The sequence below is a fragment of the Peribacillus kribbensis DSM 17871 genome (genome assembly GCF_000430765.1).
GTDB lineage: Bacteria > Bacillota > Bacilli > Bacillales > DSM-1321 > Paraperibacillus > Paraperibacillus kribbensis.
Genome location: NZ_AUMQ01000016.1, coordinates 279,214 through 305,257, shown reverse-complemented (window position 1 = coordinate 305,257; position 26,044 = coordinate 279,214). Strand labels below are relative to the sequence as shown.

General features: G+C 38.1%; 21 protein-coding genes and 1 pseudogene. 14 read left to right on the top strand and 8 right to left on the bottom strand.

From position 1 onward, the window contains the following. Positions 1-258: 258 nt before the first annotated feature. Positions 259-2,712 carry a bifunctional YncE family protein/alkaline phosphatase family protein gene (locus tag H539_RS27495; RefSeq protein ID WP_035321718.1) on the bottom strand — a complete coding sequence of 818 codons (2,454 nt, stop codon included), beginning with the start codon at positions 2,710-2,712 and terminating at the stop codon, positions 259-261. Between the two features lie 424 nt (positions 2,713-3,136). Here H539_RS27495 and H539_RS0101385 point away from each other — a divergent pair, with 424 nt between their 5' ends. Next, entirely contained in the window at positions 3,137-6,268 is a 3,132-nt protein-coding gene (locus H539_RS0101385; RefSeq protein WP_026692022.1) for an efflux RND transporter permease subunit, read from the top strand. A 928-nt stretch (positions 6,269-7,196) separates the two neighbouring features. Here H539_RS0101385 and H539_RS0101380 read toward each other — a convergent pair. From H539_RS0101380 to H539_RS27490, 5 genes are all read right to left on the bottom strand, one after another. Beyond that, complete coding sequence (locus H539_RS0101380) at positions 7,197-8,843, bottom strand: 5'-nucleotidase C-terminal domain-containing protein (protein ID WP_026692021.1); 1,647 nt, start codon at positions 8,841-8,843, stop codon at positions 7,197-7,199. A gap of 1,007 nt (positions 8,844-9,850) precedes the next feature. Then, the gene (locus tag H539_RS0101370; RefSeq protein ID WP_081415744.1) at positions 9,851-10,738 is read right to left on the bottom strand and encodes an STAS domain-containing protein; all 888 of its coding nucleotides are present in this window, start codon (positions 10,736-10,738) and stop codon (positions 9,851-9,853) included. A 544-nt stretch (positions 10,739-11,282) separates the two neighbouring features. Continuing rightward, entirely contained in the window at positions 11,283-12,383 is a 1,101-nt protein-coding gene (locus H539_RS0101365) for a Ger(x)C family spore germination protein (protein WP_026692018.1), read from the bottom strand. Next, positions 12,380-13,468 carry a GerAB/ArcD/ProY family transporter gene (locus H539_RS0101360; RefSeq protein ID WP_026692017.1) on the bottom strand — a complete coding sequence of 363 codons (1,089 nt, stop codon included), beginning with the start codon at positions 13,466-13,468 and terminating at the stop codon, positions 12,380-12,382. The genes H539_RS0101365 and H539_RS0101360 overlap by 4 nt, the downstream gene beginning before the upstream one ends. Then, the gene (locus H539_RS27490) at positions 13,469-14,833 is read right to left on the bottom strand and encodes a spore germination protein (protein WP_051348392.1); all 1,365 of its coding nucleotides are present in this window, start codon (positions 14,831-14,833) and stop codon (positions 13,469-13,471) included. Between the two features lie 502 nt (positions 14,834-15,335). Here H539_RS27490 and H539_RS0101350 point away from each other — a divergent pair. The 13 genes and pseudogenes from H539_RS0101350 (at position 15,336) to H539_RS0101290 (ending at position 24,800) form a co-directional block, all read left to right on the top strand. Then, positions 15,336-16,430 carry an L-dopachrome tautomerase-related protein gene (locus H539_RS0101350; RefSeq protein ID WP_026692016.1) on the top strand — a complete coding sequence of 365 codons (1,095 nt, stop codon included), beginning with the start codon at positions 15,336-15,338 and terminating at the stop codon, positions 16,428-16,430. Positions 16,431-17,018: 588 nt separating this feature from the next. Next, positions 17,019-17,324, top strand: a complete 306-nt coding sequence (locus H539_RS0101340) for a hypothetical protein (RefSeq protein WP_051348391.1) — start codon at positions 17,019-17,021, stop codon at positions 17,322-17,324. 188 nt (positions 17,325-17,512) lie between these two features. Further along, positions 17,513-17,854: a DUF6678 family protein gene (locus H539_RS0101335; RefSeq protein ID WP_051348390.1), complete on the top strand. Its 342-nt coding sequence runs from the start codon at positions 17,513-17,515 to the stop codon at positions 17,852-17,854. Positions 17,855-17,965: 111 nt separating this feature from the next. Next, positions 17,966-18,313, top strand: coding sequence for a hypothetical protein (locus H539_RS29960; RefSeq protein ID WP_051348389.1), 348 nt, complete (start codon positions 17,966-17,968; stop codon positions 18,311-18,313). A 1,018-nt stretch (positions 18,314-19,331) separates the two neighbouring features. Further along, positions 19,332-19,598 (top strand): hypothetical protein, encoded by a 267-nt coding sequence (locus tag H539_RS0101325; RefSeq protein ID WP_026692012.1) that lies wholly within the window; start codon positions 19,332-19,334, stop codon positions 19,596-19,598. Next, the gene (locus tag H539_RS0101320) at positions 19,595-19,975 is read left to right on the top strand and encodes a spore coat protein (protein WP_026692011.1); all 381 of its coding nucleotides are present in this window, start codon (positions 19,595-19,597) and stop codon (positions 19,973-19,975) included. Before H539_RS0101325 ends, H539_RS0101320 begins: the two co-directional genes overlap by 4 nt. Positions 19,976-19,993: 18 nt before the next feature. Next, positions 19,994-21,130 carry a zinc-dependent alcohol dehydrogenase gene (locus H539_RS0101315; protein WP_026692010.1) on the top strand — a complete coding sequence of 379 codons (1,137 nt, stop codon included), beginning with the start codon at positions 19,994-19,996 and terminating at the stop codon, positions 21,128-21,130. A gap of 19 nt (positions 21,131-21,149) precedes the next feature. Further along, positions 21,150-21,347 carry a hypothetical protein gene (locus H539_RS0101310; RefSeq protein WP_026692009.1) on the top strand — a complete coding sequence of 66 codons (198 nt, stop codon included), beginning with the start codon at positions 21,150-21,152 and terminating at the stop codon, positions 21,345-21,347. 13 nt (positions 21,348-21,360) lie between these two features. Next, positions 21,361-21,660, top strand: coding sequence for a spore coat protein (locus H539_RS0101305; protein WP_026692008.1), 300 nt, complete (start codon positions 21,361-21,363; stop codon positions 21,658-21,660). A gap of 465 nt (positions 21,661-22,125) precedes the next feature. Beyond that, complete coding sequence (locus H539_RS0101300; RefSeq protein ID WP_026692007.1) at positions 22,126-22,932, top strand: aldo/keto reductase family protein; 807 nt, start codon at positions 22,126-22,128, stop codon at positions 22,930-22,932. Between the two features lie 151 nt (positions 22,933-23,083). Next, complete coding sequence (locus H539_RS0101295; RefSeq protein ID WP_026692006.1) at positions 23,084-23,863, top strand: PAS domain S-box protein; 780 nt, start codon at positions 23,084-23,086, stop codon at positions 23,861-23,863. 258 nt (positions 23,864-24,121) lie between these two features. Continuing rightward, a pseudogene (locus H539_RS31265) lies at positions 24,122-24,205 on the top strand (VOC family protein); the annotation flags it as partial. A 160-nt stretch (positions 24,206-24,365) separates the two neighbouring features. Then, the gene (locus tag H539_RS0101290; RefSeq protein WP_026692005.1) at positions 24,366-24,800 is read left to right on the top strand and encodes a S1 domain-containing RNA-binding protein; all 435 of its coding nucleotides are present in this window, start codon (positions 24,366-24,368) and stop codon (positions 24,798-24,800) included. A gap of 158 nt (positions 24,801-24,958) precedes the next feature. Here the strand turns inward: H539_RS0101290 and H539_RS0101285 are convergent, their stop codons facing one another. Further along, positions 24,959-25,141 carry a hypothetical protein gene (locus H539_RS0101285; RefSeq protein WP_026692004.1) on the bottom strand — a complete coding sequence of 61 codons (183 nt, stop codon included), beginning with the start codon at positions 25,139-25,141 and terminating at the stop codon, positions 24,959-24,961. Between the two features lie 635 nt (positions 25,142-25,776). Next, positions 25,777-25,968, bottom strand: a complete 192-nt coding sequence (locus H539_RS0101280) for a hypothetical protein (protein ID WP_026692003.1) — start codon at positions 25,966-25,968, stop codon at positions 25,777-25,779. Positions 25,969-26,044: the final 76 nt, after the last annotated feature.

Sequence of the window (26,044 nt, the reverse complement as noted above, 5' to 3'; positions counted from 1 at the left end):
TTTTACGGAATACATAGAGAGTTGAGGGATGTTTATTTTTTTCTTAAATAAAAAAACTCTCAGTTTTCTAATGCGAGTTTTCTTTGTTATAGCCTTATGGTATAGCAACAATATTTACGAAAACAGCCTAAAAATTGTATTAATATACCATCAGAATTCTACACATGCGGAGAGTATCGCGCAGCTCATTTTAAAGAGAGTGAATTAAGGGATCAGTCCCCCATTACGTTAAAGCAATAGGGGACTGTCAATTCAAGTTTAATGATTCTTCGATTTCGGATAGTGCCCTTTAATAATTTTCCAGTTTTCATCATTCAGCTTCTTGCGGTCAACAGAGTCCGGCTTGGAAAAATCCATATCAGCAGGGTATAATTTACTTGCGGAAGCTGCTGATGGCTGGACAGGCGATGAATCGCCTTCTTCCGCCCAATATTTTGTTTTCTCCAGGTTATAAGGTGTAAAGTTTGGACGATTTGTAAAGGAATTGAACATTGGAATGGCTGCTTCCTCAAACTGGGTCATAGGCTGCAAGCCTAAGATCAGTTCCATTGTCCTCAACATGGCTGGAGTGTCATAGAATGTACTATCCACTTTGCCGATTTGTGTGTAAGGGCTGATAACCATTGCAACACTTCTATGGGCGTCAACATGGTCTATTCCCCCCTGAGCGTCATCCTCTACCACAAAAATAGCTGTATCTTTCCAATACTTTGAATGACTTACCTTTTCAACAAGTTTACCTAATGCGTAATCATTTTGCGCAACCATCTGCTGCGGACCCCAATTCCTTCCGCCTGTATGATCGTTTGGTAAATACATTACCTCTAATTGTGGAAGGTTTTTATTCTTTTCGAATTCTTTGAATTCCTTTTCCCATTCTTTGTATCGTGTTACGTCGGAAATACTTAAATCCCAGCTTGGATAATAAGGATCATAATTACCGCCAAAATCAGTCGTGTGTGGATTATTAGGCAAATACGTTTTCGTTGCTGGATCATAATTATATGCGAATTCCCCGTAATTGCGGAAGGTTAAGCCAGCTTTCATGGCTACATCCCATATATATCCCTCTTTAGATTTGGTGTAAGGAGCTGCATCAAGGATGCTGCCTCCTCCGCCGCCATCAAAATCATAATCTCTATTTCGGCCCGAATAGTTCGCTAGCCAGTTCTTTTGTACATAATCATTTGCCTTACCCGCGGTTGTCCAGTTGTGGCCATCCGCGCTTACTTCTGCGTCCGCGTAAAAATTGTCTAATGTAACAAACTGATTAGCCAGCTTATGATGATTTGGTGTTACATCCTTGCCATACAGCGCAAGGCTTGGGTCGCCGTTACCTTTGCCTAAATCACCAAAAACGTGATCATAGGTTTGATTTTCCTTAATGACATAAATGACATGCTTAATTGGTGAAGCATCTTTTTTAACATAACGCGGGATTGGGAATTCCTTGTTGCCTTCAGCAGTTTTCCACCAGCTTTTGGTGCTTGCCTCTTTAACATTGTTATTATCATTTGTTTGTTGTGTATATTTTTTTAACTGCTTTTGGTCAGGCACATCAATGAAAGAGATCGTTCCATTAATCATGTTTCCAAGCCATTCTTTGGATTGGTCATTTGGCCCTGCACCTAATCCTTTGGCATTAAGCGCCATCAGCTGATTATCATTCTTTCCAAGGTACACCCCAGTTGGATACCAGCCTGTCGGAATCAGCCCTTTAACCTTGGCTTTTTCTTTGCCAGCGCCATTCCCCAGATCAATCACAGCTATGTCGTTATTCAACGTATTTGCCACATAAAGTGTTTTTCCGTCCTGGCTTACAGTTAAAGCATCAGGCTGGCTGCCGGTTGGTGCCCCGCGGTATGGAGCAAGGGAAACTGTATCCACTACCTTTAGCAAATTTGGGCGAATGATAGAAACTTCGTCACTATCTGAGTTTGCAACATAAATAGAGCCGTCTACCGGATTTTCAGCAATAGCATTCGGGTGCAAACCTACTGGAATAGTCTTTTTCACGGTTAAATCCTTTGCGTTTAGGACTGTAACACTGCTTTCTCCCCAATTGCTGACGTACAATGTGTTTCCATCACGGCTGACAACCGCAGCATATGGGCTTTTCCCAACAGCCGTTGTTGCTGCAATCTGATTGGTGGAAAGATCAATACGAGATACGGAGTGATTCATGTTATTGCCTGCATATAGAAATTTACCATCAGGTGAAATGGATATTCCCGCTGGGTAAAATTCTTTATTCGTCTGATCCTTCGTAAGGATTGGTGCTTGTTCAGTCAGCTTTTCGCCGGTAAAGTTGAAAACACGAATTTTGTTGTTGCCGCCAGCAGAAGCGTACATTTTTTTGCCATCAGGGCTAAAAGCAACACCAATATACAATGCTTCTGGTGAATCATAGGAAATAGTCTGTGTCACTACTTTTTTTTCAGTATCTACTAATTGTAGCGATTGTGTTCCAGCTCCCGCGTTGGAGACCACTATGTATCTCCCATCCGGGGTCAATGTACCGCCCATCGGAAAATTGCCCAGATTCACTTGTTTTCCTGCCGGTGTCAGATGCCATCCATTGCTTGTTACGGCTGTCCCATCACCCTGAGGACCTGCGAACCAGGTATATGCTGCTGATACGCTTGAACCGAAAAGTACCGAGGCAAGCGCGGCACCTGCTATTATTTTTTTATGTTTTCCTTTCAACTTCATATTTCAGCCTCTCCCCTTATTGTTTGTTTACATAGTAAGAATAAGCTTGAAATACCAATTTATAGTGTTGATAGAGTGAAGAAAATGTAAAATATTTTAAAGCAAAAAAATGAAATATTAATAGAAATGTTTATTTTGGGGAAATAAGGAAACCGTGTTTTTAATAAATCACGACTATTTTATCAGGAAATTTGGAGGGGTATTTTCATTAAAGGTTCAGTTATAGTTAATTAGTGCTATATAATTGGGGAATTTAACAGGTATATGGTATGGTTTTCCTTGGTTTACAAAACATTGCATTCTCTTAACAAAGGAAAAATACTTTATTAATATTCTTTATGTTAAATAGGGATGATAATAATAGGTAGGTAATAAGGAATTACGGGTTAGATCGATTCTACCTTAAAGAAAGGTTTTTATAACTATGAATAGATTTATCGAAGGAATGATGAAAAGAACCATTCTGATAGTAACTTGCATCGCTCTGATTATGATATGGGGCGCTGTTTCTGCCTTTCAGATGCAGCGTGATTATTTGCCCCCCATAAACAATACGGCTCTTATGGTAACGATTCAAGCGGACAACTATCAAGCGGATCAAGTCAAACAATTCATTACTGCAAAGGTCGAGGAAGCGGTCAGGTCCATCGATAACCTTGACTATACGGAAACAAATTCGTTTGATGGCGGATTAATGATGAGCCTCCATTTTCCTAATCGTACCGATATGGAGAAAGCGGAACATGAAGTGAAGGCGGCCGCTGAAAAAGTTCAATTACCCGATGGTGTACAAGACCCTACAATAACCCGTGTTAGCACAAACTCTTTTCCTGTGATGCGATTAAGTTTGACAGGCGGATCTAAAAAAATGGATGAAAATCTTCTGCGTACATCCATTCAAGAAAAAGTTACAAGTGAAATTAAACGTGTACCAGGGGTAAGGGAAGTGCGTGTAACTGGTGCGGGGAATAAGGGATATTTACTGACTTTAAACAATGAGGCCCTTAAAAAATATCGTTTAACAGCCAAAGACGTCCAAGCTGTACTTTTATCTATCCAATCAACCTGGCCGCAGGGAACGATAAAAGAAAAGGGAGGACGGGGCGGTGGCGGACAAATCAGCATGCCAATCCGTGTAACAGGCTGGAAGATTAATAGCAGGGAGATGCTAAACCGAAAAATTCCTGTTATCGGGGGGAAAACAGTTCGTTTAAAGGAAGTAGCAAGCATTCAAAGCACCATTGTTGACTTGAAAACAATCTCTAGGACAGCTGGTCAGTCAAGTGTGCTGATCGATGTTTTAAAAACTCCCTCTTCCAACATTACTGAAGTTAATGAACGAATTAACGAGAGACTCAAAGAAATACCAGAAATCAATGATGGAACCGTGCATCTTTCAATCTTACTGGATCAGGGTAAAGATATAAACTCTGCTTTAAAAGGTTTAGTAAAAGAAGGAATTCTGGGTGTTTTTTTCTCCGTCATTTGTGTACTTTTATTTTTCAGGAATACCCGTTCCACCTTGATTATTGCCTTATCCCTGCCAATCTGTCTTCTCACTGCTACAGCAATCTTGAAAATAATGAATGTCAGCTTGAATATCTTAACAATTTCTGGATTAATTGTAGCGATGGGCCGTGTAGTAGATGATTCGATCGTTGTGATTGATAATATGTACAGAAAACAAATGGACAAATGTAATGGGCAAATAACGATACAGAAAATGGCTGGCGGCGCAGCGGAAATGATCCCGGCAATTGTTTCCTCAACCGCAACAACGGTCGCAGTTTTTCTGCCTATTTCCATCATTGGCGGGATGATTAGTTCTGCATTTTCCGGGTTTGCCTGGTCCGTTGTGATTGCCCTTGTAACATCACTCGTTGTTTCAATTATTGTCGTCCCGGCATTGGCAAATTTATTGTGGAAAAAACAGACGAAGACAACGTCAATTGATATGGAGAAAAGAGCTCGAAAAATCCTTCAGTGGGTGTTCTTAAAGAAAAAAATGATTGTAATGCTTGCTGTAATCCTATTTGGCATTACGATAGCACAGGCTGTGTCTCTTCCGATCAACTTTTTCCCCAGAGGAAATTCAAAGGATATAGCGATACAAGTTGAACTTCCAGAAGGAGCACAGCTTGCTGATGTCGATGCGGAAGTGAAAAATATTGAAACGATCTTAAAAAGTAACCAACAGGTGGACACATTTTCATCTACTCTTGGCTCAACCTTCACTCCGATGTTTGATGATGTCTTCGATGAAGGCGGCGGTTGGCTGCAAAAGCAAAATATCGCCAATATCTCATTGGGAATCAAGGATAAAGCCGACATTGATTCCGTTGTCAAAGAGTTACGCGGGCAATTGGGAAGATTATCAAAATCCGCGGTGTATACGGTCTCCAATCTAAATATTTCCGGAGATGATACGAGGTTAAAGGTTATTCTAACTGGTGCGGATCAGCAAGCACTGGCTAAAGCCGCGATATTAGTCAGAAGCAGGCTGCAGATGATTGCTGGGTTAAGTGTGGAAGGAACGGCAAATGATGCCGATACTTCAATGAAGTATTATTTATCGCTTAATCAGGATAAAATACAAGAATTAGGTATAAATGTTGATGAAGTCCTTAATCGAATTAATAGATATTTACCACAAGACGTTAGATTAGAGGTTTCTTCAGGTGATTCGGTAACTCCAATAGTGATTCATTCAGCTAACAGCAAAATGAACTTATCAGCGGCTGACCTGGATCCTCAAAGAACCATTTTATCAAAAATAGGTCATGAAATGTTTACTGCCAAGGATGGATCAGAAGTGTCATTGGCGGAAATTACGACATTAAAAATGAGTACTCAAACAGTTATAAGTGAGCAGGATGGCCGTCCATTTGCCGCCGTCACTGCTAACATTGTCACAAAGGATATAGGAGGGGTCACTAAACAAGTAAAAGAAACAATGAAGAGTTTGGAACTGCCTTCAGGGATTGACTATTCGCTTGGAGGAATCTCTCAGCAGGTAGCCCAGATGGTAATGGAGATGGGCCTGGCACTCGCCCTGTCACTATTGCTTGTTCTATTGATTATTAGTGCTGTTTTCCGGGGATGGCATGCTCCCGTTTCCGTAATCATGTGTATTCCTATGGCATTGATCGGTTCGGTTTGGAGCATGGTGATATTCGGAATGGAATGGAATCTTGCCGCATTAATCGGTATTTTAATGCTTACTGGTATTGTTGTGACAAATGGAATTGTGCTCGTCGATAGAATTGAACGAAATCTATCTGAAGGAATAGAAGCCAGACAAGCAATCTTGCAGGGGACCGCTACGAGGGTCAGACCGGTGCTTATGACTGCAGGAAGCACCATTTTAACCTTACTTCCATTAGCGATTTCAGGGAAGGCAAACACAATTGTGTCACAAACACTCGGCATTGTCGTTGTCGGAGGAATGATAAGTTCTACGATTATCTGTCTTTTGGTCATCCCAATCATGTATCAGTGGCTAATTAGCAAAGCGGGAAAAAACAGGACAAAGCATGATCGTCAACTTACAGCTTAAATCAATAATAAAAAGAGCACTAAAACGCATTTTAAAGAAAGGCAGCTAACCCTTATTTATCTAGGGTAAGGCAAGGACCTTAAAATGTATGTAAATAAAGAGACTGAACATAATATATATCAAATATGTTCAGTCTCTTTTGGTTATAGGCTTTGTTAAATAATATTGTTGATAAGTTATTATAATCAAGGTCCTTGTTATTAACCACAACTCGTTATTAAACACAAACTATTTACTTACTTTAATATAAAAATATATCTCCATATAACACATAGATAGAGAACGACTAAGAAGACACCTGTACCAATAAGGGCGTCAATCCAGCCAATTGAATCAATTAAATTGACTTCAGTCCATTCTTTTACAAATATATAAAATCTTCCCCAATAATCCCAGCCATAAGCTGAAATTGTGGCACCTGCAACATAATTAAACTATTAGAGTTCACCGAAATGTTTCTCAGGTTTACCTACGAAATGCCAGGCAAAACTGAATAAGTATAGAAAACAAGATTGAACAAACGCATCCATATTTGGGTGCTTTTTCATTGTCAAAGAAGGAAATATTCTCCTTTTGCCAAAATAGAAGGTGAAAGGATCTGAGCATTGTTGAAATAAAAAAAAGTCAATATTCTAAGCACTTTGCTTTTGAATATTGACTTCTATTTTTTTCATACTTTTATTGCCGCAGACTTTACATTTTACATTTATCTTTGATAAGTTTAAACAATTTGTACAGTAATATCTCTTCATATTTATTTCTCACCCCCTATCAAGTTTATTTTAGTGCTAAAAGATTTTTGGAGTATATTAGTTTTGTAAAATCCTCTTAAAAAATGAATCAATTTTTACCTCAAAAATAAAAAAGACCTTTATCAAATAATGATAAAGGCCGGTTAGTAATCAAAACTTCCTATGATTTTACGAACCTATTGAAGGGCTGCAGCAACTGTTGCTGCTTCCTTAATACGTCCTTCTTGTTTATATTCAAACGGGTTCGGCAATGTTTTCACATAATTTTCAGTTGCCTCAATATCTTCTGATCCAACTTCCATTCCATGTGAAAGTGCTGCAATACCATACTTGGAGTTACCATACATATAGTTGTTTACAACTACAGTATATTCTTTATTTTTATCAATCTTGCTTCCGTCAGGAAGGGTAATATCCACAACCTTTGCGGTATTTGTCTGGGTATCAACTGTATAAGTATAGTCGAATCCAGCCACATGGAAATCATAACCAGAAGGTGATAGCTGGTTGTTCAATACAGTTTCTAAATCTGCACCGGTCAGTGTGACTTTATTTAAAACATTGCCAAATGGCTGAATGGAGAATAAATCGCCAAAAGTCACTTCTCCCGCATCTAGAGGAGCTCTTACACCGCCGCCGTTCATTAATGCGAAATCCGCATTCATACTCGCTTTCATTCCGTCCGCGATTAAGTTCCCAAGCGGCAGATCACGATTTTCACCAACAGCTGCCTTTGTTGTAGTAAGAGTATTTAATGAATGGCCAACAACCGCTGCTTTAATCGGCTCCACCTTATCCGAGTACTTTTTTATGATTCCAGATACAGCTGGATCTGGCTGGTAATCCTTCTGGTAAACTGTGACGATTTCTGCTTTTTTGTTCACTACATCTCCTGAGATAGGATCTAGTTCAAGATCTACATCAGAAAATGCGGATCCGTAGGAATATGCTTGAACAATTAACTTGTTATCCACTACTTTATTTACACCCACATGGTTGTGAGCAGCAAATATTACATCTACCTCATCATCTATGTTCTCTGCAATTTTCGAAGCATCAAAAGCATCATTACTGCCTGTTTGTGTAGTCGGATTATGAGCGAGAACCACAATAGTTTTTACGCCTTTTTTCTTTAATTTAGCCGCATATTTATTAATTGCAGCAGCTTCATCTGTTATTTTAAGTGTTTCATTCCCTTTGCTTATAATCATGCTCGGGGTCTCTTGGGTTACAACGCCGATAAAACCAACCTTCACGCCGCCGACCTTTTTAACTGTGTACGGTTTTGTGATCAATTCACCGGTCGATGTATCAAAGGCATTTGCCGCTATTATTGGAAAATTCATGCCATCATAACCAGGTGTCCCTTTAGGATGATCTCCTCCATAAATCATACGATGCAATTCATTAATGCCTTCGTCAAATTCATGGTTACCAATCGTACCTACATCAAAACCCATAGATTCCATTATTTCTACTGTAGGCTCATCCTGAAATGCTGCTGAAACCAGAGGGCTTCCGCCAATCATGTCGCCTGCATGAACAAGAAGGGTATTTGGATTGGCTGCTTCACGCTGTTTTATTGCTGCGGCTGTATATTCCATACTCCCTGCAAGCAGTGTCTCACCATTTGAACCCTTTAGTTTTGTGTCAGTATCAATTTGTCCGTGCAGGTCATTTACACCAAGCAATTGAACCTTTACAGGAGTTTTTTGGGTTGAGTTTTCTTTAGCTGATACCTGCGAGGAAACGAATGGTGCAGAAAGCAATGTTATTGCAAGAGAGGTTTGTAATACTTTTTTTACATAGCTTTTCTTTCTCATTTTCGTTAGTCACCTTTCTTTATTCGTTCTAAAAATACTAATCTAGCTTATCAGATGAAAGAAGAGCATAGTGTTAAGTGTTTATTAAAATATTGTAAAAATGTTCTTGTATATACCTAGCAATCTTGCCTATGACTCTCTTTCTCTTCAAGCCTACTTTTTCACATGCTGCGAGCATCAGCGAAGCAAACAAAACTCCTTTAGGTCCCAATAAGGATGCAATAAGATTTTCTCTGAAAAATTTACTGGAACAAAGGCGGATAGACCACAGTTCCAGGCTTTACACATTTGAAAATGGCTGGGGATTGGAAGGCTTTTCAACTGATTGAAATGTAAAAAGGTTGAGTTAATATTTTCATAATATCAAACGCCCTGAACTCAGATGAAAGGTAACTGAGTCAGGGCGTTTGATATTTTATTTAACAGCTGTGAGTTTTTGTGCCAGGCCATATTAATATTTCAAGGTTATTTGCAAGTTGATGTGCTTTCTTCAATCACTCATTATTATTGTTTTGATGGTTGGAGCCCTTAGGCTGGTGAGAATGGACTGAAGATGGCGGTCTGTCAAACTATATAAAGATCCCGCTTCAAGACCTACTTCCAAATTTAAATTGATTTGCCCAATAGTACGAGTATACTGCTCATTGATAGCGTACCCATCAAAGTTTTTTTACTAGCGGGTACTTTAGTAGAAAAAGCAAAGCAAATCCTTTATGTAAAAAAATCGCAAATTTTTATTGCGAGTTTTTTTATCCCTATGATATAGAACAATTTTTATGAAACAGCCTAAATAAATTAAAAACCCAGTGGACACAATCTCCACTGGGTTCGTTATATACAAAAATCAAGGTATGTTAGCCCAATAAGAATCAGCATACTTTTAAGTAAAAGTGCTTGTTGAGTTAACGGAGCAGGTGATCGAATGAACTAGAAGTAGTTCCTTTAAGGATGGATGGCTGATAAACAGTAATAATGGTATAAAGACCATACGTAGGTCAGTTTAGAGATTAAACAGCTTGAATAGTTTTAATGGCAATATGGAGACTGGAGAACGAGATAACTCCATCTAGCTTTATTCCTAAATTGACCATCGTTTGGGCAATTTCTGGACGTATTCCAGTTAGAGCCACTTTAACCCCAATTAATTTAAGTGCGTCTACTACCTTGAAAAGGTGGTTTGCAACCATAGTATCAATAATAGGCACACCTGATAAATCAATGATCACGCAGTTTAACCCTAAATCTGTTCCGTAATTAAGAGCTTTCTCCATTAGATCTTGTGCTCTATTTGTATCTAAATCACCAACAATAGGAAGGACACCAATCTCTTCTGTAATTCTTACCATTGGAATGGAAAGTTCTAAAGCAGTAATTTCAGCAGCCTGAATACGGGCTATATATGTTTTCGTATAGGATAAGCTAAGCCAATGCACAGCCCGGTCAACAACAGAATCAAAACGAGAAATTATTACATAAAATTCTTCTAGTGATAATTTGTTCTTTATGGATTCATTTTTAATAATTTCACCAATGGTATTACGATAAAACCGAACCTCGTCAATCGCCAGGTCCAAAGGTAAAGTTAAATCAACTAAAAGATGTACACTTTTGTTCCCCCACTCTGTCAAATGGGTATATGTTTCTTCTATACTTTCGGAAATCGAATCGGCAAAGATTCTTATAAGTTCCTCTCTCCAGGACCGTAATTTTTCCTCATTTACATCTGAATAAATGGTTATATCTTCATTAAATCGCTGTCGAGCTAATTGTTCTTTTAGGCTTCGGACTTTATAGGAAATCTTGCCTATGATATCAATTGAGGTCTTCAAAATGGAATCATCACCTCTTAATGGAATTTCACAGTTGGAATACTGCTTTTTTTGATATAGGGGCATCACTTCTTATCCTCCTTTCCAATAGGGAGGAGGTAACTAAGTAGAGTCTTTAGCTCCGAACATCCTTTTATTTTATGCAAACAAGTATAACATTCTCTCTTTTTGATTAGAAGCTTTTTGCCTTGCAGCGGTTAGAACTGGGTGAGGAACCATTTGAGATTTTGTCCACTAGTAGCATCATTTATGCCGAAACCATCTGGGGAGACATTCCAGAGTAAGGAAAATTAATCCATTCAGCTGAGCGAAACCCTTCAATCAAAGCGTATATGAAAGAAATTGTATATTAGGATATGTATATTACGATGCTTCTTCAATACCAGGAACACCTATTAAGGTAATACAAGCTGGATGTGAAAACAAATATTGAAACTATTCAAAGTTTGTCATTTTGAGATTCATGGCGGGTGGGGATTTAGAATAGTCCAAATCGTAATTGCCATGAGGCTTTGAAACTGAACCACTATATTCTGGACAGGCCCTTCCGTCTGGCAGATTCTCATTGCTAAATTCACACATATCTTTGAGTATTAATTCTAAATAGTGATTAGTACATGATTCCAGTTCCTCGAAGCTTAAGGTCTGTTTTTACCTTAAATTGAATATGCGGATATATTTTATTCCATTTTTTAACTTTGTCCTCTGAGACTCCGTGCTTAGCTTGGTACTTTAGGCCAAGGCCTAAGGGGTCAGATCCTATTTTTTGTATGGTTTCCAAAGTGCTCTTTACTCGATTACTTATTACCTCAGATGCCAGCCTTTGATCCTCCAGCAGCTCATAGTTATGGGATAGCTTTTTTTCGGAGGATTCGATATATCCATCGATCTTAATATGAACGTTGACATATGGCTTTGTATTCCTCGGAATAACGACTGTTGTCTTCGTCTTAAAACTTTCTACATTTACAAAAAATTCATTTTCGTCTTTCTTAACATCGATCAGTCCTCTTCTGTCAGTGTTAAGAAGCTCATTCAAAATCCTTGTTTCATCCATGTTTAATTCTTTACTTAATCTGGAGCCTTTAACTAAAACTACCCTGTTGATGGCGTAAGTATCTTTTAAAGGCTGAATTACAGGCAGATATGGATCTATTCCTTCTTCTTTAAGCCGCATATAAAAGTCATTAAGTATTTCAGGTATGATGTACGGAGAGTCATTGGAAGTTTCATCAAAGGACAGAATGATCGCATTTGAGGGCAGCCGTTCCGATTTCGCTTTCACTTTTATAACCTTTTCCGCAGTTGGATCGCCCAGTGCCATATAGGCTATTCCCTGGATATCCCTTCGACGCATGAACCAGTTCAAAACCTCAGCCTGGTGTTTTCGGAGAATCTCCCTGCCAAACACCAGAACTCTGCAGTGGCCAAAATCAAAATCCTTATCCACCTTGGATTTCATGACCCGTACCGCTTCAGCGATGGAATCTGCGTCCTCAGTAATAAGCTGAAACTTAGTTTTGCCTGGCTGAACCTGGGGGGATGGAATCGCTAATTTTAAAGAAACATGGTATGGTTTTTGTGGGTTTTTTGAGTAATCCACGCCAATGGACGTTACAAAAAAACGTTTGTCAATGTCCTTATATGCGCAGCCTGTTAACAAACCCGCTAGTACAGCAAACGTACAAACGAGTACTGCTTTCCTGTTCATGCTTGTTTCCTCCTTAAGGAAAGTAAAGAAAGCGCCAATACTAAAAGAATCTCAACAGGGAGCCGCAGGTTAAACCAGATCTTTACTGCCTCGAAGTAAGATCTTTGGTTGAGGGTTTCCTGAAAATAGACAGTCAGAAATCCCACAATCCCCAGAAAGACCAGTGTAAAAAGCCGCTTCCCTGTTTTTCTATCTTCTATTCCGAGAGCGCTTTTCATAAGCTCCAGTCCCACATTCCAGTTAATGATCGCAAATAGAATCGACAATTGCATAAAAATCATAACTAAAAGAAAGCTTGCCCGTTCAATAAAACCATATTCCATTCTTATTGTATCCACCGTTACCATCCAAGGGAGTACAAAATCACCAATTGATTTAATTCCTAAAAATCCAAATGGAATAAAATACGTAAAAGCCAGGATTAATGTTCCTAATACAGGAATAAGCCAGAAGTGTTTAAGTATTCTCTTAGCTTGAATATTTCTGTTCATAATGACAAGGTTAATATATCCGGTAAATATGTAACTGGCAGCAGCGACAGAACTGTAGTTAGGCATCTCTAGGCTGTATTGAAGAGCTCTTTTTATATGTACTGGGTAAAAATAGTTACTCGTTAACGCCTTAAAGATGATATAAGCAATGAATGGTGAAACTGTTAGGATGGTAATTTCTACTTTATAAAGGATAGATTGTGTCCCACGGGTAGATCCGTATAGGAGCACAAGAACAAGAAATCCTAAAATGATTCTCAAATCCATCTCGGGATTTAAATAGAGCTTAATTAAATAGGCAAACGAACCAATAGCCAGACTCCCAGCAGCAATCCACATTAACGATAAAAAAATTAAAAAGGGAACCCTAATATACGCAGGCAGCAAGTCCATGAATATTTCCGGCAGGCCGTTATAGGGATATTTGCTCATTGCCTTTATAAACATGTAGGACAAAATGGTTCCGATCACAATACTTAAAGCCATTGAGATAACTGCGCCATTGAAGCGGTTTTGAATTAAAATCAGCGGAACATTAAAAATGATGTGCACAGTCATATTCAAAAAAACAATCATATAAAAATAACGCGCCAATTACCCCTGCTCCCCCTTCGGTTTTTCATTTATTTTCTCGATCCTCCTCGAGGATCCCCAATATAATCTCAAGAAAGGGGTGCCGAAGCTTCTCTTGTCTGTAAGATAACATATTAGCAGGATAAGTCCTGCTGCCACTCCCATCATCCCAAAAAAACTTGCAAGAAGGATTAATGGATAGCGAGCCACCCTGATGGAGAAGCTCATCGGATTAACGGGAATCGTAAAATTAGAAATGGCGACAAAGGCTGTAATAATAATCATGATGGAACTGACTAGCTGCGCCTGCTGTGCCGCCTGCCCGAGTATGAGCCCCCCAACTGTAGTTGCAGTCGGTCCAATCGCTTTCGGCAGCCTCATACTGGATTCAACCAGCATCTCTACAGCCAGCATCATGAAAGTTACTTCAAAAAAAGAGGGATATGGCACTCCTGCACGGCTTCCAGCAATAGTAGCCGCCAGCTGAGACCTGAGTACTTCAGGATTATATGAAGTAAGAGCTATATACAAGGCTGGCAGAACAAGGGTAAGGAGAAGACCAATATATCTAATTGCAATCATCAGCCTGCTGCTCCAAAATGTGTGTGAAGTATCATCCATCGATGCCATAAAATCGAAAAAAACAGCAGGGACAATAAGGCCAAATGGAGTTCCATGCATGAGAATAATAACTTTTCCCTGTGAAAGATTTAAAGCAATCCGGTCCGGCCGTTCCGTAATCATCATAATCGGAAACAAATGATGTTTTTTCTTGGTCATGGCATTCTCAAGCTGGCCGATTGCCTGAATCATATCCATCTTAATTTCCGGCAGACGCTTCTTTACATCTCTTAAAACATCATGATCTACCAGCTTTTTATCATACATAAGAGCAATGGATGTTTGAGACATCGTCCCGACGGTCTGCTGTTCCATGATTAAATTTTCAGAAGGGTAACGGTTTCTTACTAAATTAATATTCGTGCTTAAGTTCTCGCTTAACGCCTTTTGGGGACCGAGAACCGCCATTTCAACACTTGAATCTCCCGGCTGGTTATTTGAGGCTTTCTTTGCATTATACGAGAAAATAGAATCCGTTGTGATGATCAGGAGATTTCCCTTAATAAGCAGTGATAATAAATTGTCTCCGGTTTTTAGCTGTCTGCAAGGGGGGAGTGAGAGCAAATGCACCAAATATTTATCCTCTTTTTCACAAAACAGCAAAGGTTCAATGAGGTCTTTATTGATCTTTTTGTAGTCAATTAAACTTTCTATATAAACGAGGATAATTTTTTTGCGGAAAGAATCAATATCCTGTATTTTAAAATCGCTGCTATTGCCAAGCTGCTCCTTTAAGGTACTCACTATTTTCTGTTGGTTTGCCATATCATCTTCACACCTTTAGTTCATATTGCTGTAGTATTCGTAAAAATAGTATGATTTATACCAATAGATAACCGGTTTGGCAATACAGGGCAAAAAATGAATTACAGGAGCTTGACCTGTTCTTAAATTCACATTGCGCTCGAAGATGTCTCCGAGGGGGAATGCATTATTACGGCCTCCATAAACACCTGTAACCTGGCAGCGGATATTATCATCCTCGGAATGTAAATGAACAGCTTGCAGTGGATGCCCAAACAACAAATACGGCGTCGACTACATAATTTTGCAGCGCTCGAGATAATATCATAAAATCTCCTCCTAAGAAGGGATTATATCCAGATAATTTTTTTTAAAATCTTTCGTCTGAAAGACGAATTTAATTTGAAGACGATCAATCCATCATGTTTTCGCATAAAAAAACTTATTAAGAAAACATGCACTAGAAAGAAATATAATCATATACAGGAAATATCCGTTTGAATGCTTGAGGAGGATATTTATCATGAAACATATGTTACCTAGTGAAATATATTTTGGGAATCTTGAACTTGTTTATACATTTTATGGGGCTATGCCGACAGGTGTTACTGTTTCGGAAACGGGTCGTATTTTCATTTGTTTTCCGAAATGGGGAGACGATGTTAAATTTACGGTAGCAGAAATCGTTGGGGATCAATTGGTGCCATATCCTAATCTACAAACCAATTTGGTTCAACCCGAGAATATCACAATGACTTTCATCAGTGTCCAAAGTGTAGTTGCGGATGGTTTGGGCACACTTTGGGTATTAGATACAGGGGCACCCAATTTTTCTGAACCAATTAAAGGCGGGGCAAAATTGGTCGCTGTTGATTTGAAAACCAATACAATTAGAAGGGTATATACCTTTACAGAAGATGTTGTCCTGCCAACAACTTACCTGAATGATGTCCGATTTGATTTTCGTGTTGGCAACGCAGGTTATGCCTATATAACGGACTCTTCTTCCAGAGGACCAGGAGCTATTATCGTTGTAGATTTAGAAAATGGAACCGCGTTTAGACGGTTAAATGGAGCAAATTCTACTTCACCAGATCCCTATTTAATACCAAAAGTAGAAGGTCTAATTTTAATGAATCGAAACAAAGATGGTTCAACCTCTCCATTTAGATTGGCGTCTGACAGTCTTGCGATTTCTCCCGATGGAAAAGTATTATATTTTGCTCCGCTGACCAGTCGTCATTTGTTCTCGATCTCCACAGAAGCCCTGAGAGACAGAACGATATCGGACATGGATTTACCTTATTATGTGAAGTATTGGGGAGAAAAAGGCGCGTCTGATGGAATGATCACCGATGCAAAGGGAACGGTTTATGCTGGAGATTATGAAAACAACAGTATCCGTAAAATATTGCCAAATGGCATAATGGAAACAATCGCACATGATCCTAGAATTTTATGGCCAGATACTTTTTCAATTGGTCCGGACCAATATTTGTATGTCATTGTGAACCAATTACATCGGCAGCCTAGATTTCATTATGGAAAAGACCTGCGGCAGAAGCCTTATAGTTTACTTCGTATGAAAATTGGTGAATTTCCTGCTCCTTCCATTTGAAAAAACTATCGATAAAGATGGGGGGGAGGGGAACCATAACAGCAATCAATGGTTTATCAAGAACAGTTTAAGCCTAGAAGGCTAAACTGTTCCTTTTTTACACAAGTTCATTGCTGAATTGATATTATTTAAATCTAAATTGATTTGTTCGTTTGTATCCAAGCATGATGCTATCCTTTTCCTCCTTTTAATTTTGACTTTTTATTCAACAATCAGTAAATTACTCGAAGTACAAGGGGCTGCAGTTGCAGCTCATTTTTATTAAAATAAATGATATAGTTAATGGAAGAAGGGGATTTTTAGGTATATAAAGAATTATTATTATGGGAGTGATGAAGGTGGAAATTCCAGACGAGTTAAACTTAATATCTGTTTTCAATTCAATTCCTAAAAGAAAAGGTGAAACTGATAGTTTTTATTATGATGACTCCACATTTTCATTTGAAAATTCTAATGAAGTATTTCAGTTAAACCTTCTCCTTTCTATCAGGAACTTACCCTCAAAGTAAAAGATAAGAAATCGAATATGATGTTTAGAGAACAATACTGCTAATATAATAACAACCTTGGATTGCGGAGGAAATAGCTTTGAAGAAATGGCTTGCTATTCCAATTGTCCTTATTTTTTTATATCTTGTTTGTCATACGACACCTGAGTTATCCCTAAGAAGTCATGTTGGTTATATGGGGTATTTTAAATCTGCATTTACTAGCAGTATTGTAGAAGATGAGTATCATAATAAAATGGATAAAAAGAAGCTTCAAAAGGATAACGCTAAGTGTTACACATTAACAAAACCTCCGATAGAGGAAGCAACACAAGGAGTTTTAAGGAACTTTAAAGTGAAAAAGGTAGGTTTCTTATATTACACTGATTATTATGGGGAATTATAAAGCCACCTATCTGGGACTATTTAGGCCCTTTTTTATATTCGTAATGTAATATAAACATTTAACAGAACCAATTTTTTAAACAAGATTGTGAGATTTATTAAACAAACGGGTGGGGTAGTTGAAGTAGGTATCCCATTAATTGCCGTCGAATACATACATCAATGCCAAAGAATTGTGGTGATTAAATAATGAATGTTAATCAATACCAGCCTGCCATGAATAATACAGAGTGGGAAGAAATTAGATCAGCAATGCTTGATTCTCCAAATGCTCATCAATGGAGGACCAAAGACATTGAAACGGGTTACATATGCCCATGGGATGGAGAATGGTTCTACCATTTCAAAATTGATGGTGAATTGGATAGTTATAAGTCCATTTTGTGGCTAGAAATAAAGGCAGAAACTGAAGAAATAAGGAATGAGGTTTTAGAAATACTTAAAAAGATCCACGTCCCTGGAGAGGTACATGATAAAGTGATTAGGGTTTATGGCTTTATTGAAATGGGAAAGCCGGTTGACTATCTATAAATATTTTTTTACATATTTTACGGGTGCAAGAGTTGTAGATTAATCTGTCATTCTGAAGAGAATCTAGATACTCTGAATAATTATAAATCATATTAGACCGAGGTGTAATTGGTGGGAAGAAACCGATATGTAGGCAGCTGGTCTGAATCAGCTTACATCGAAATCGATTGGCCGTTTGATGAGGAAAACCTAGTTGATTTGTTAAAGGGTGTGGTAAATAAAACAAATCAATTTACTCATCAGCAGATTTGTAATTGGTGTGATAAGCACTATATGAAATATATAAATGAGGAAAAATCAGGTGATGAAAAGCTTTACGGCATATTAGGGGATATTTCTGCACAGTGGGATTTATATTTAACTAATACGTTCTCGCTTATAGAACTGCAACAGCTGGATTTTTCTAAAATAAAGCTCCCAATTGTATGGTTCGAGGACTGGTTAAAAGAATTAACATAAATTCTTTCTATCTAGTTTGTGAATTACGCTAAAGATACGTTGGTTGTAGAAAGGGTAGAGGGGTTCTAAGCATACGTTAATAGGAATGTGGGGAACTTTTATTTAATCATTATCTAGATCCTTATCAAGGAAAGAAGGATTTTTTATTTCTTTGATGCCTAACTTTGCCTTTAAGTAAGAAACCTCTTTAATTATCATCTGTGTATTTAACCGATTTAATAAACAACATCATTCGGCTGCTGAGGCAGCCTTTTGTTGTTGTGCTAACTAACAGGGCAGGTTTGTTAAAGAGGAATATAAATGATATCGGTAGAATAAGTAAATTGGATATAAATCTAATGTCTAAATATTAATAAAGGAAACTAACGAAGTAAACTAAAGTAAAGCTCAGGAGGGGGGAATATGAAACATTTGGGGAAGTTGTTTTTACAACTGCAATGAATTTGCTTTTTTGTTCAATCAGGATATCTTATCAAGCTGAAGAATATCCTGATTGAACAAATACAAAAAATGATTGGAGTCCTCTTATATGCATAGATTTCACTTACTTTTAATATTCTCCTTTAATCCCAAAAAACGAGCCGCGAATTGATCCAGCTAGTTTACTGATTCCCCTTTTACAACGAGGTATTCTCCACACTTGGTGACATAACAGAGAAAGTTACATTTAATAAATAAAATTCTTGAGGTCAGTTTACTTTATAGGAAACTGACCTTTTTAATTGGGCACAACTACTTCTAATTTTACATTGACCGGCCATAAATAGAGGCGGCTGGTTTTAACAATACAGACACGAACTTACGTACACTGACCAATAACCACAGCATAAGGAACTTTAATCCCCCTTTTTGTAAAACCTCTAATTTATGGACAAACATTGAAGTATATAAAGTCTCTACACTGTTTTCAACCACAGATGATTAATTTTCTTCCATCATTGTATTTCTGAGAGTATGAAAAATTTTTTTTTCGGCATAATACTATTGATTCAATTTGAATACATGGAGGGTGAAATGAATGGATAATCAAAAATTAGCTGCCCATGAGTCCTTGGACTTACATGAAGTCATAAATTTTAAGACGCTTTGTGTAGGGAAATCGAAATTAATGCAAGGACTGGTTTTTGATGATGATTTGAGAAATTTAATGAAAAAAGATGTTGAACAATCGATACAAGCGCTTGGACAGTTACAGGAAGTCTATAAACGAGCACCATTCGAAGCTCCTGTTCCTGAAAACCGCCCAACACCAACAGTAAACTTGAAAGGAGTGCATATGCATTGAACAATGACTATTTAGACCCAATAAACTCCATACATGTACCTGAGCTTGCAGACACCACTTTTGCTATGGACCTCCTTCTTCGTGCAAAAGAAGGGGTTCGGAATGTTGCTGTGGCATTAACCGAATCCGCGTCACCTGATGTTAGGGCCCTTTTGCGGGATCAGCTAATGCAGGGGATTGCGATGCATCAGGAAATTACAGACCTTATGATTAATAAAAAATGGTTCCATCCATACGAACTAAGTGAACAGTATAAACTAGATCAGCTCTCTGCAAATAATACGGTCATGATTGGCAAAATGAATCTTTTCCCTGTGGAGACTAATAGAAAAGGTTTGTTTGCCCAGACACCTGATGAACATTCTGATAAACAATAACCAAGGAGGCTGTATAGAATGAAGGCTGTAACGTATCAAGGCATTAAAAACGTTGAAGTGAAGGAAGTTGAAGACCCGAAGATTCAAAAGCCTGATGACATGATCATCAAAGTAACCAGTACAGCTATCTGTGGTTCCGATTTACATCTAATACATGGGATGATTCCTAATCTGCAGGAAAACTATGTTATTGGTCATGAGCCAATGGGAATCGTTGAAGAGGTGGGACCAGAGGTTACGAAGCTGAAAAAAGGTGACCGTGTAATTATTCCATTTAACATTGCATGTGGTGAATGCTTTTACTGCCAAAACCATTTGGAAAGCCAATGTGATAATTCTAATGAAAACGGTGATATGGGAGGATATTTTGGATATGCAGGAGTAACTGGCGGTCATCCAGGCGGGCAGGCAGAATATTTGCGGGTGCCTTTTGCTAACTTTACTCATTTCAAAATCCCTGAGTCGGTTGAAGAACCCGATGAAAAGCTTTCAGTTATCGCTGATGCGATGACCACTGCATTTTGGACTGTTGACAATGCGGGGGTAAAGAACGGAGATACAGTTATTGTTCTGGGCTGCGGTCCAGTAGGACTTTTTGCACAAAAATTTTGCTGGTTAAAAGGTGCAAAACGCGTGATTGCCGTTGATTATGTGGAATATCGTTTGCAGCATGCCAAACGTACGAACAAGGTGGAAACCGTAAATTTTGAAAAATATGAGAATACAGGCATGCATCTGAAAGAAATGACAAAGGGTGGAGCAGATGTTGTCATTGATGCGGTAGGCATGGATGGAAAAATGACTGATATGGAATTCCTTGCAAGCGGCCTCAAACTTCATGCCGGAGCATTTGGTGCGTTTATCATTGCGTCACAGGCCGTTCGAAAAGGCGGGACAATCCAAGTTACAGGTGTTTATGGCGGAAAATATAATGGATTCCCAATGGGTGATATTATGAATCGTAATGTTACCATCAAGACGGGACAAGCCCCTGTGATACACTATATGCCATATATGTTTGAATTAGTTCAAACAGGCAAAATTGATCCGGGAGATGTAGTGACTCATGTGCTCCCGCTCAGTGAAGCCAAACGGGGCTATGAAATGTTTGATACAAGAACAGATAATTGTATAAAAGTCGTATTGAAACCATAAGAAGGAGGTTTTTATAAGTATGAATTACGCTTTACATGAAGTTCTTGAGGTCCATGAAATGGCTGTATTTAAGACCACTTGTTTAACTAAGTCCAAAACTATGAAAGCCCTGGTTACAGATGAAACGCTAAAAGGTATTATGCAGCAGGACATTGATGTGTCCAGTAAACAGTTACAGGAATATGCTTCTATTTTATCTAACGCAGAGCAGCAGTGAGGAGATGAATAATATGAATCCAATCATTGAAAATTTAACTGGCATGAATGCACTCTCTGACCAAGTAATTGCCATGGATTTATTGATTTCAGCAAAAAGCGGAGTCAGAAATTATGCAATGGCAGTTACCGAATCAGGCACACCTGAAGTTAAAGAAATCCTAACCCGCCATTTAGTGGAGGCGATTGATATGCATGAGCAAATCTCTGCTTATCTTACAGAAAAAGGATACTACCACGCTTGGAATCCGAATGAACAATTCAATTTAGATGTTCAAAATATTAATACAGCATTAAATTTACCAACTCTATAAACAATGAAAGGAGGCTGACCCTTAGCCTCCTTTCATTTTGACTTGCATTTGATTATCACTGTCAGTTATATATATGCCATGGTTCAAAAGATTACTTATTCCGTATTGGAGTGTACTGGAGAAAGAGATAGTGAAAGAATACTTTAGAATAGTTGAAAAAGAGGAATGCCTTAAGCAAAAATGTTCATAGCTAACATTCGAAGATAAATAGAAAATACAGGCTCGATTCCACTAAAATAGGAACCGAGCCTATATTTAATTAAACCCACCGGCACCTTTTGTTGCCACATACACTCTGCACATGTTGAGTGCTGTGCGTTGCTGGAATTGAGAAAATAATTAGCAGAGGTTTCCCGATAATCTATAATGGATTCTCCGACTGCCATCTGATTTAGTCATATTGATTGATTCTTTATTCTAGTAAAGTTAAGGTAAGGTAAGAAACACAGCATAGGAGGAATTAGGATGAAAAATTTTAAATTAAACAATGGCGCTGGAATTCCAGTTGTTGGTAGCGGTGCAAATACTTACGGTAAAGAGGGGAACCAATACTCAGGTGCCTTAAGAGGAGACACTCAAGAGATCGACTGGGCAATTGAAAATGGCTACCGTCATTTTGACACTGCTCAAGCCTATAACAATGAAGAAGTACTCGGAAAAGGATTAAAAAAATCCTCTCTACCACGTGAAGATTTCTTTATCACTACAAAGCTAAATACATTTAAAGGTTTCAGCGGTGCAGACTGGGCGCACGCTGAAATCAAAAAAAGTTTAGAGAAATTACAAACTGATTATATTGATTTATTCCTAATCCATTCCCCTTGGGATAATCAAGATGAAATTTTGGAGGCTTGGAATATTTTAGAAGACTATTATAACCGCGGTGTATTTAGATCAATTGGCGTTTCGAACTTTGAAAAAGAACATCTTGATTTAATTCTTGAAAATGGCAAAATTAAACCTGCTGTTAACCAGATTGAATCTCACATTGGAAAATGGAATGAAGAATTAATTGATTATAATAAAGGAAATGAAATTGCAACTGTAGCATGGTCTCCATTAAGCGGAATCGATGAAAATGCTAAGAAGGTTCTAGATGAAATTGGTGACCAATACGGAAAGACATACGCACAAGTTGTATTACGTTACCAAATTGAACGTGATGTTATCGTCATTCCTAAGTCTCATAATAAAGAGCGTCAAGCACAAAGTTTAGATATTTTTGACTTTGAGCTAACAGCAAATGATCGGGAACGTATTGCTGCCCTTTAATTAAAGACAGATTTTAGCATTTCATTTTTGGGGTTTTGGAAGAATCCTCTAAAATGAAATGTTTTTTATTGAAATACAATAACTATTTATTTATTGTATAATGTTCATAGTTGAAAACTTAAAGCTTTTTGGTTAGGAGTGTTGGATTTTCATGGGAAATAATACGGATGAAAAATTATATCGTCATATCGTTGAATCGTCCACGGAGGCAATTATTATTCAACAAGATGAGAAATTTAAGTATATAAACCCTGCAGGAGTAAGCTTTTTGCGGGCCGATTCCAGTGAGTCAGTTATAGGTAGATCTATATACGATATCATACCAGAGGAGTATAGAGAGCTGACAGTAAGACACGCAAAATCGATCTTTGTTGAAAATAAACCAACTGGAATTGTCGAAAAACAATTAAAACGGTTTGATGGTTCACTCGTGGATGTAGAAACAAATTGTAGTCCCTTTTTGTATGAGGATAAAAAAGCGATTCAATCTGTCGTAAGAGATATAACAAAGCGTAAAGAAATTGAAAGAACACTCAAAAAAGTGTCCAAAGAAATTAACACACTATCAGCTCCAGTCGTCCCTATATTGGAAGGGGTCGCTGTGTTACCCCTAGTAGGTTCTATCAATTCTGAAAGAGCGAATTATATTTTAGAATATGTGCCTTTAAAAGTACAGGAACAGAATGTCCACACCTTGATTAGCGACTTTTCAGGCATCTATGAACTTGATGCAATGGTAATCCAATGTCTGTTTGAAACTAGTGCAATACTTGGTTTGCTTGGTGTTCGTTCTATTGTAACGGGAATAAGACCCCAAATTGCCCAAAGTGTTGTTCAACTCGGAGCCGATTTATCCCTAATACAGATATTTGGAACTTTAAAACAGGCAGTACAAGAGTTGGTGTTAAAGGATAGCTACGTAAGTATTTGAAAAGGATATCAACTAAATTCTGTGACTATTTTCTTATCCTTCTTCACTGCAGATTCGTTCTCTGGAGTAGGAGCCGCCATGAGACGGCTTTTTCTTATTGCTAATGGGGCAGGTTGGTTGAAGAAGGAATTTGTTTTTATATCTTGAATTTCTAATCTAATGGAAAATAAAGTAATCGAGCCGGTTTATTATGAGGCTGCCGAGGAATGTTTTGGATAACTAAAGTCAAAATGATATAAAAAAGTGGTCTGAAGAAATGAAACTATCTATTCTTTCTTTACAGAAGATGCGCTTTCCTTCCCAAAGGAACAGCAAGTAATGTTGAATTTTCAAGTTAATAATTTCTAAACGAAGCTATTCATGTTTGTTGAACAAACTGGTGCGTTGGTTGAAGTCTGATTTAGGTGCTTCAATTCTATCTATAAACTATCTAATTTGATATTACAACTATTCCTTTGTTATAATAAACTGTTTGTAACATATCGAGGAGGCACATTTTTTAATGTCAATAGAAATAGGAAGTAAGGTACAAGGGAAAGTAACTGGTATCACTAATTTTGGAGCATTCGTAGAATTACCTGGAGGAACAACAGGTCTTGTGCATATCAGCGAAGTTGCTGATAGCTATGTAAAAGATGTTAATGATCATTTGAAAATTGGCGATATCGTTGAAGTAAAAGTGTTAAGTGAGAAAGAAGGGAAGGTTGCCTTATCCATTAAGCAAACCATAGATAAACCTGAAAGGCAATCTTCTTATAAGGAACGTCCTCGCCCAGCTCAAGGAAGAGGGAATGATCGTTCTAAAGGTAACTTTAAACCAAGAGAAACCTTTGAGGATAAAATGTCTCAATTCTTAAAGAGAAGTGAAGAGAGCTTAACTTCTCTAAAACGTAATACGGAAGGAAAACGAGGTGGACGAGGAGGAAGACGTGGTTAACTTGCTGCGTTTTCATTTCTTCATCATTTAGAACAGAGGATCGCTGCGGCGGTTCTTTTCTTTTTGCGACCTGAACGTTAAATTGTAAATTCAATATACGGTAAAGCACTGTAAACAAAATTAATTAAAGGACTTCAAGGTGTGAAGTCCTCTGACCACTATCTTCCCTCTATCTCAAAGGTGGCATATCGTGTCAAGAGCTTTCCTTGCTCATTAAGCAATTCGGCTATTTTATCAAGGTCACCTTCCCATGTACCAGTATTGTAAAGCTCCCTCACTGCCATTTCAAATGAGAGCTGTTTTGATTTTCCATCCTTTTTGCTCGTCTTTATTACTCGCATGATAAAACTCCCTTTCAACTAATTATTATATTCCATCCAAAGGTAATAACATTCCTTACTATCAAGTTCTGCTAATCCGGCAGGAGAAATAATTGCTTGTTCTTGGCCCCAAGTGCTAACCTGAAATGTAACCTACAATATCATTTCGAGTATCATCATTGCTATTCTCATCTTCCTACCCATGCTGAAAATCTATATACAATATAGGATTGACATCCCCGCGAAACCAGTCGTGATGGACGTACGAAAAACCATTGCCGTCCCGCTCTGACAGTTGTGTTTGCTATGACTGCCGTCATGGGTCCGGGATGTAAGACTACAGCTACGGCCAAAGGTGGAATTCTTCGATTGTAGACTTAAAAGGACTCTTCACTGGTGTGGCCATGATTAGAGCAGGCAACATAACGCTCTTATTAACCTTACCATATTTTCCGTCATTGCAGGACGAGCTTATTTAATAAACTTAGTTTCTAGCAACAGCTTCGAAACGCGGGAAAACCGCAATCTGATGCATGAGGAGATTAACCTAACTCCTAATGGGAGAACTTTAACGGAAAAGTAAATAAAGAACGAATAAAAAACACAAGGGGGGATATTGCCGGTGCTTGAAGCCAAGAAGGGGTCGGCAGATTGACCTACCCCTTAGGCAAGTCAAGTGCTTGGTATGCTACCTGATATTTTCCTCCTTCAGCAACTTCTGCATGGTACAAAGCCTTCAGGGCAAAGTTTTTCTCAAGGTTGAGTTCATCCATCATTTCTTTTAAACGATTTTGCAATTCTTTATTTTCTTTGATCAGCTGTTTCATTTGCGATTTAATGTATTTCAAGTGATATTTTCCTCCTTTCGATCCCGTATTTGCTATCAAGTATTGCATTATCTTATCAAATATTTTAAATTTAGTC

Bases quoted from the DNA above. Each gene is read 5' to 3' on its own strand.
- H539_RS27495 (WP_035321718.1), bottom strand. From the start codon at position 2,712: ATGAAGTTGAAAGGAAAACATAAAAAAATAATAGCAGGTGCCGCGCTT.
- H539_RS0101385 (WP_026692022.1), top strand. From the start codon at position 3,137: ATGAATAGATTTATCGAAGGAATGATGAAAAGAACCATTCTGATAGTA.
- H539_RS0101380 (WP_026692021.1), bottom strand. From the start codon at position 8,843: ATGAGAAAGAAAAGCTATGTAAAAAAAGTATTACAAACCTCTCTTGCA.
- H539_RS0101370 (WP_081415744.1), bottom strand. From the start codon at position 10,738: ATGCCCCTATATCAAAAAAAGCAGTATTCCAACTGTGAAATTCCATTA.
- H539_RS0101365 (WP_026692018.1), bottom strand. From the start codon at position 12,383: ATGAACAGGAAAGCAGTACTCGTTTGTACGTTTGCTGTACTAGCGGGT.
- H539_RS27490 (WP_051348392.1), bottom strand. From the start codon at position 14,833: ATGGCAAACCAACAGAAAATAGTGAGTACCTTAAAGGAGCAGCTTGGC.
- H539_RS0101350 (WP_026692016.1), top strand. From the start codon at position 15,336: ATGAAACATATGTTACCTAGTGAAATATATTTTGGGAATCTTGAACTT.
- H539_RS0101335 (WP_051348390.1), top strand. From the start codon at position 17,513: ATGAATGTTAATCAATACCAGCCTGCCATGAATAATACAGAGTGGGAA.
- H539_RS0101325 (WP_026692012.1), top strand. From the start codon at position 19,332: ATGGATAATCAAAAATTAGCTGCCCATGAGTCCTTGGACTTACATGAA.
- H539_RS0101315 (WP_026692010.1), top strand. From the start codon at position 19,994: ATGAAGGCTGTAACGTATCAAGGCATTAAAAACGTTGAAGTGAAGGAA.
- H539_RS0101310 (WP_026692009.1), top strand. From the start codon at position 21,150: ATGAATTACGCTTTACATGAAGTTCTTGAGGTCCATGAAATGGCTGTA.
- H539_RS0101305 (WP_026692008.1), top strand. From the start codon at position 21,361: ATGAATCCAATCATTGAAAATTTAACTGGCATGAATGCACTCTCTGAC.
- H539_RS0101300 (WP_026692007.1), top strand. From the start codon at position 22,126: ATGAAAAATTTTAAATTAAACAATGGCGCTGGAATTCCAGTTGTTGGT.
- H539_RS0101295 (WP_026692006.1), top strand. From the start codon at position 23,084: ATGGGAAATAATACGGATGAAAAATTATATCGTCATATCGTTGAATCG.
- H539_RS0101290 (WP_026692005.1), top strand. From the start codon at position 24,366: ATGTCAATAGAAATAGGAAGTAAGGTACAAGGGAAAGTAACTGGTATC.
- H539_RS0101285 (WP_026692004.1), bottom strand. From the start codon at position 25,141: ATGCGAGTAATAAAGACGAGCAAAAAGGATGGAAAATCAAAACAGCTC.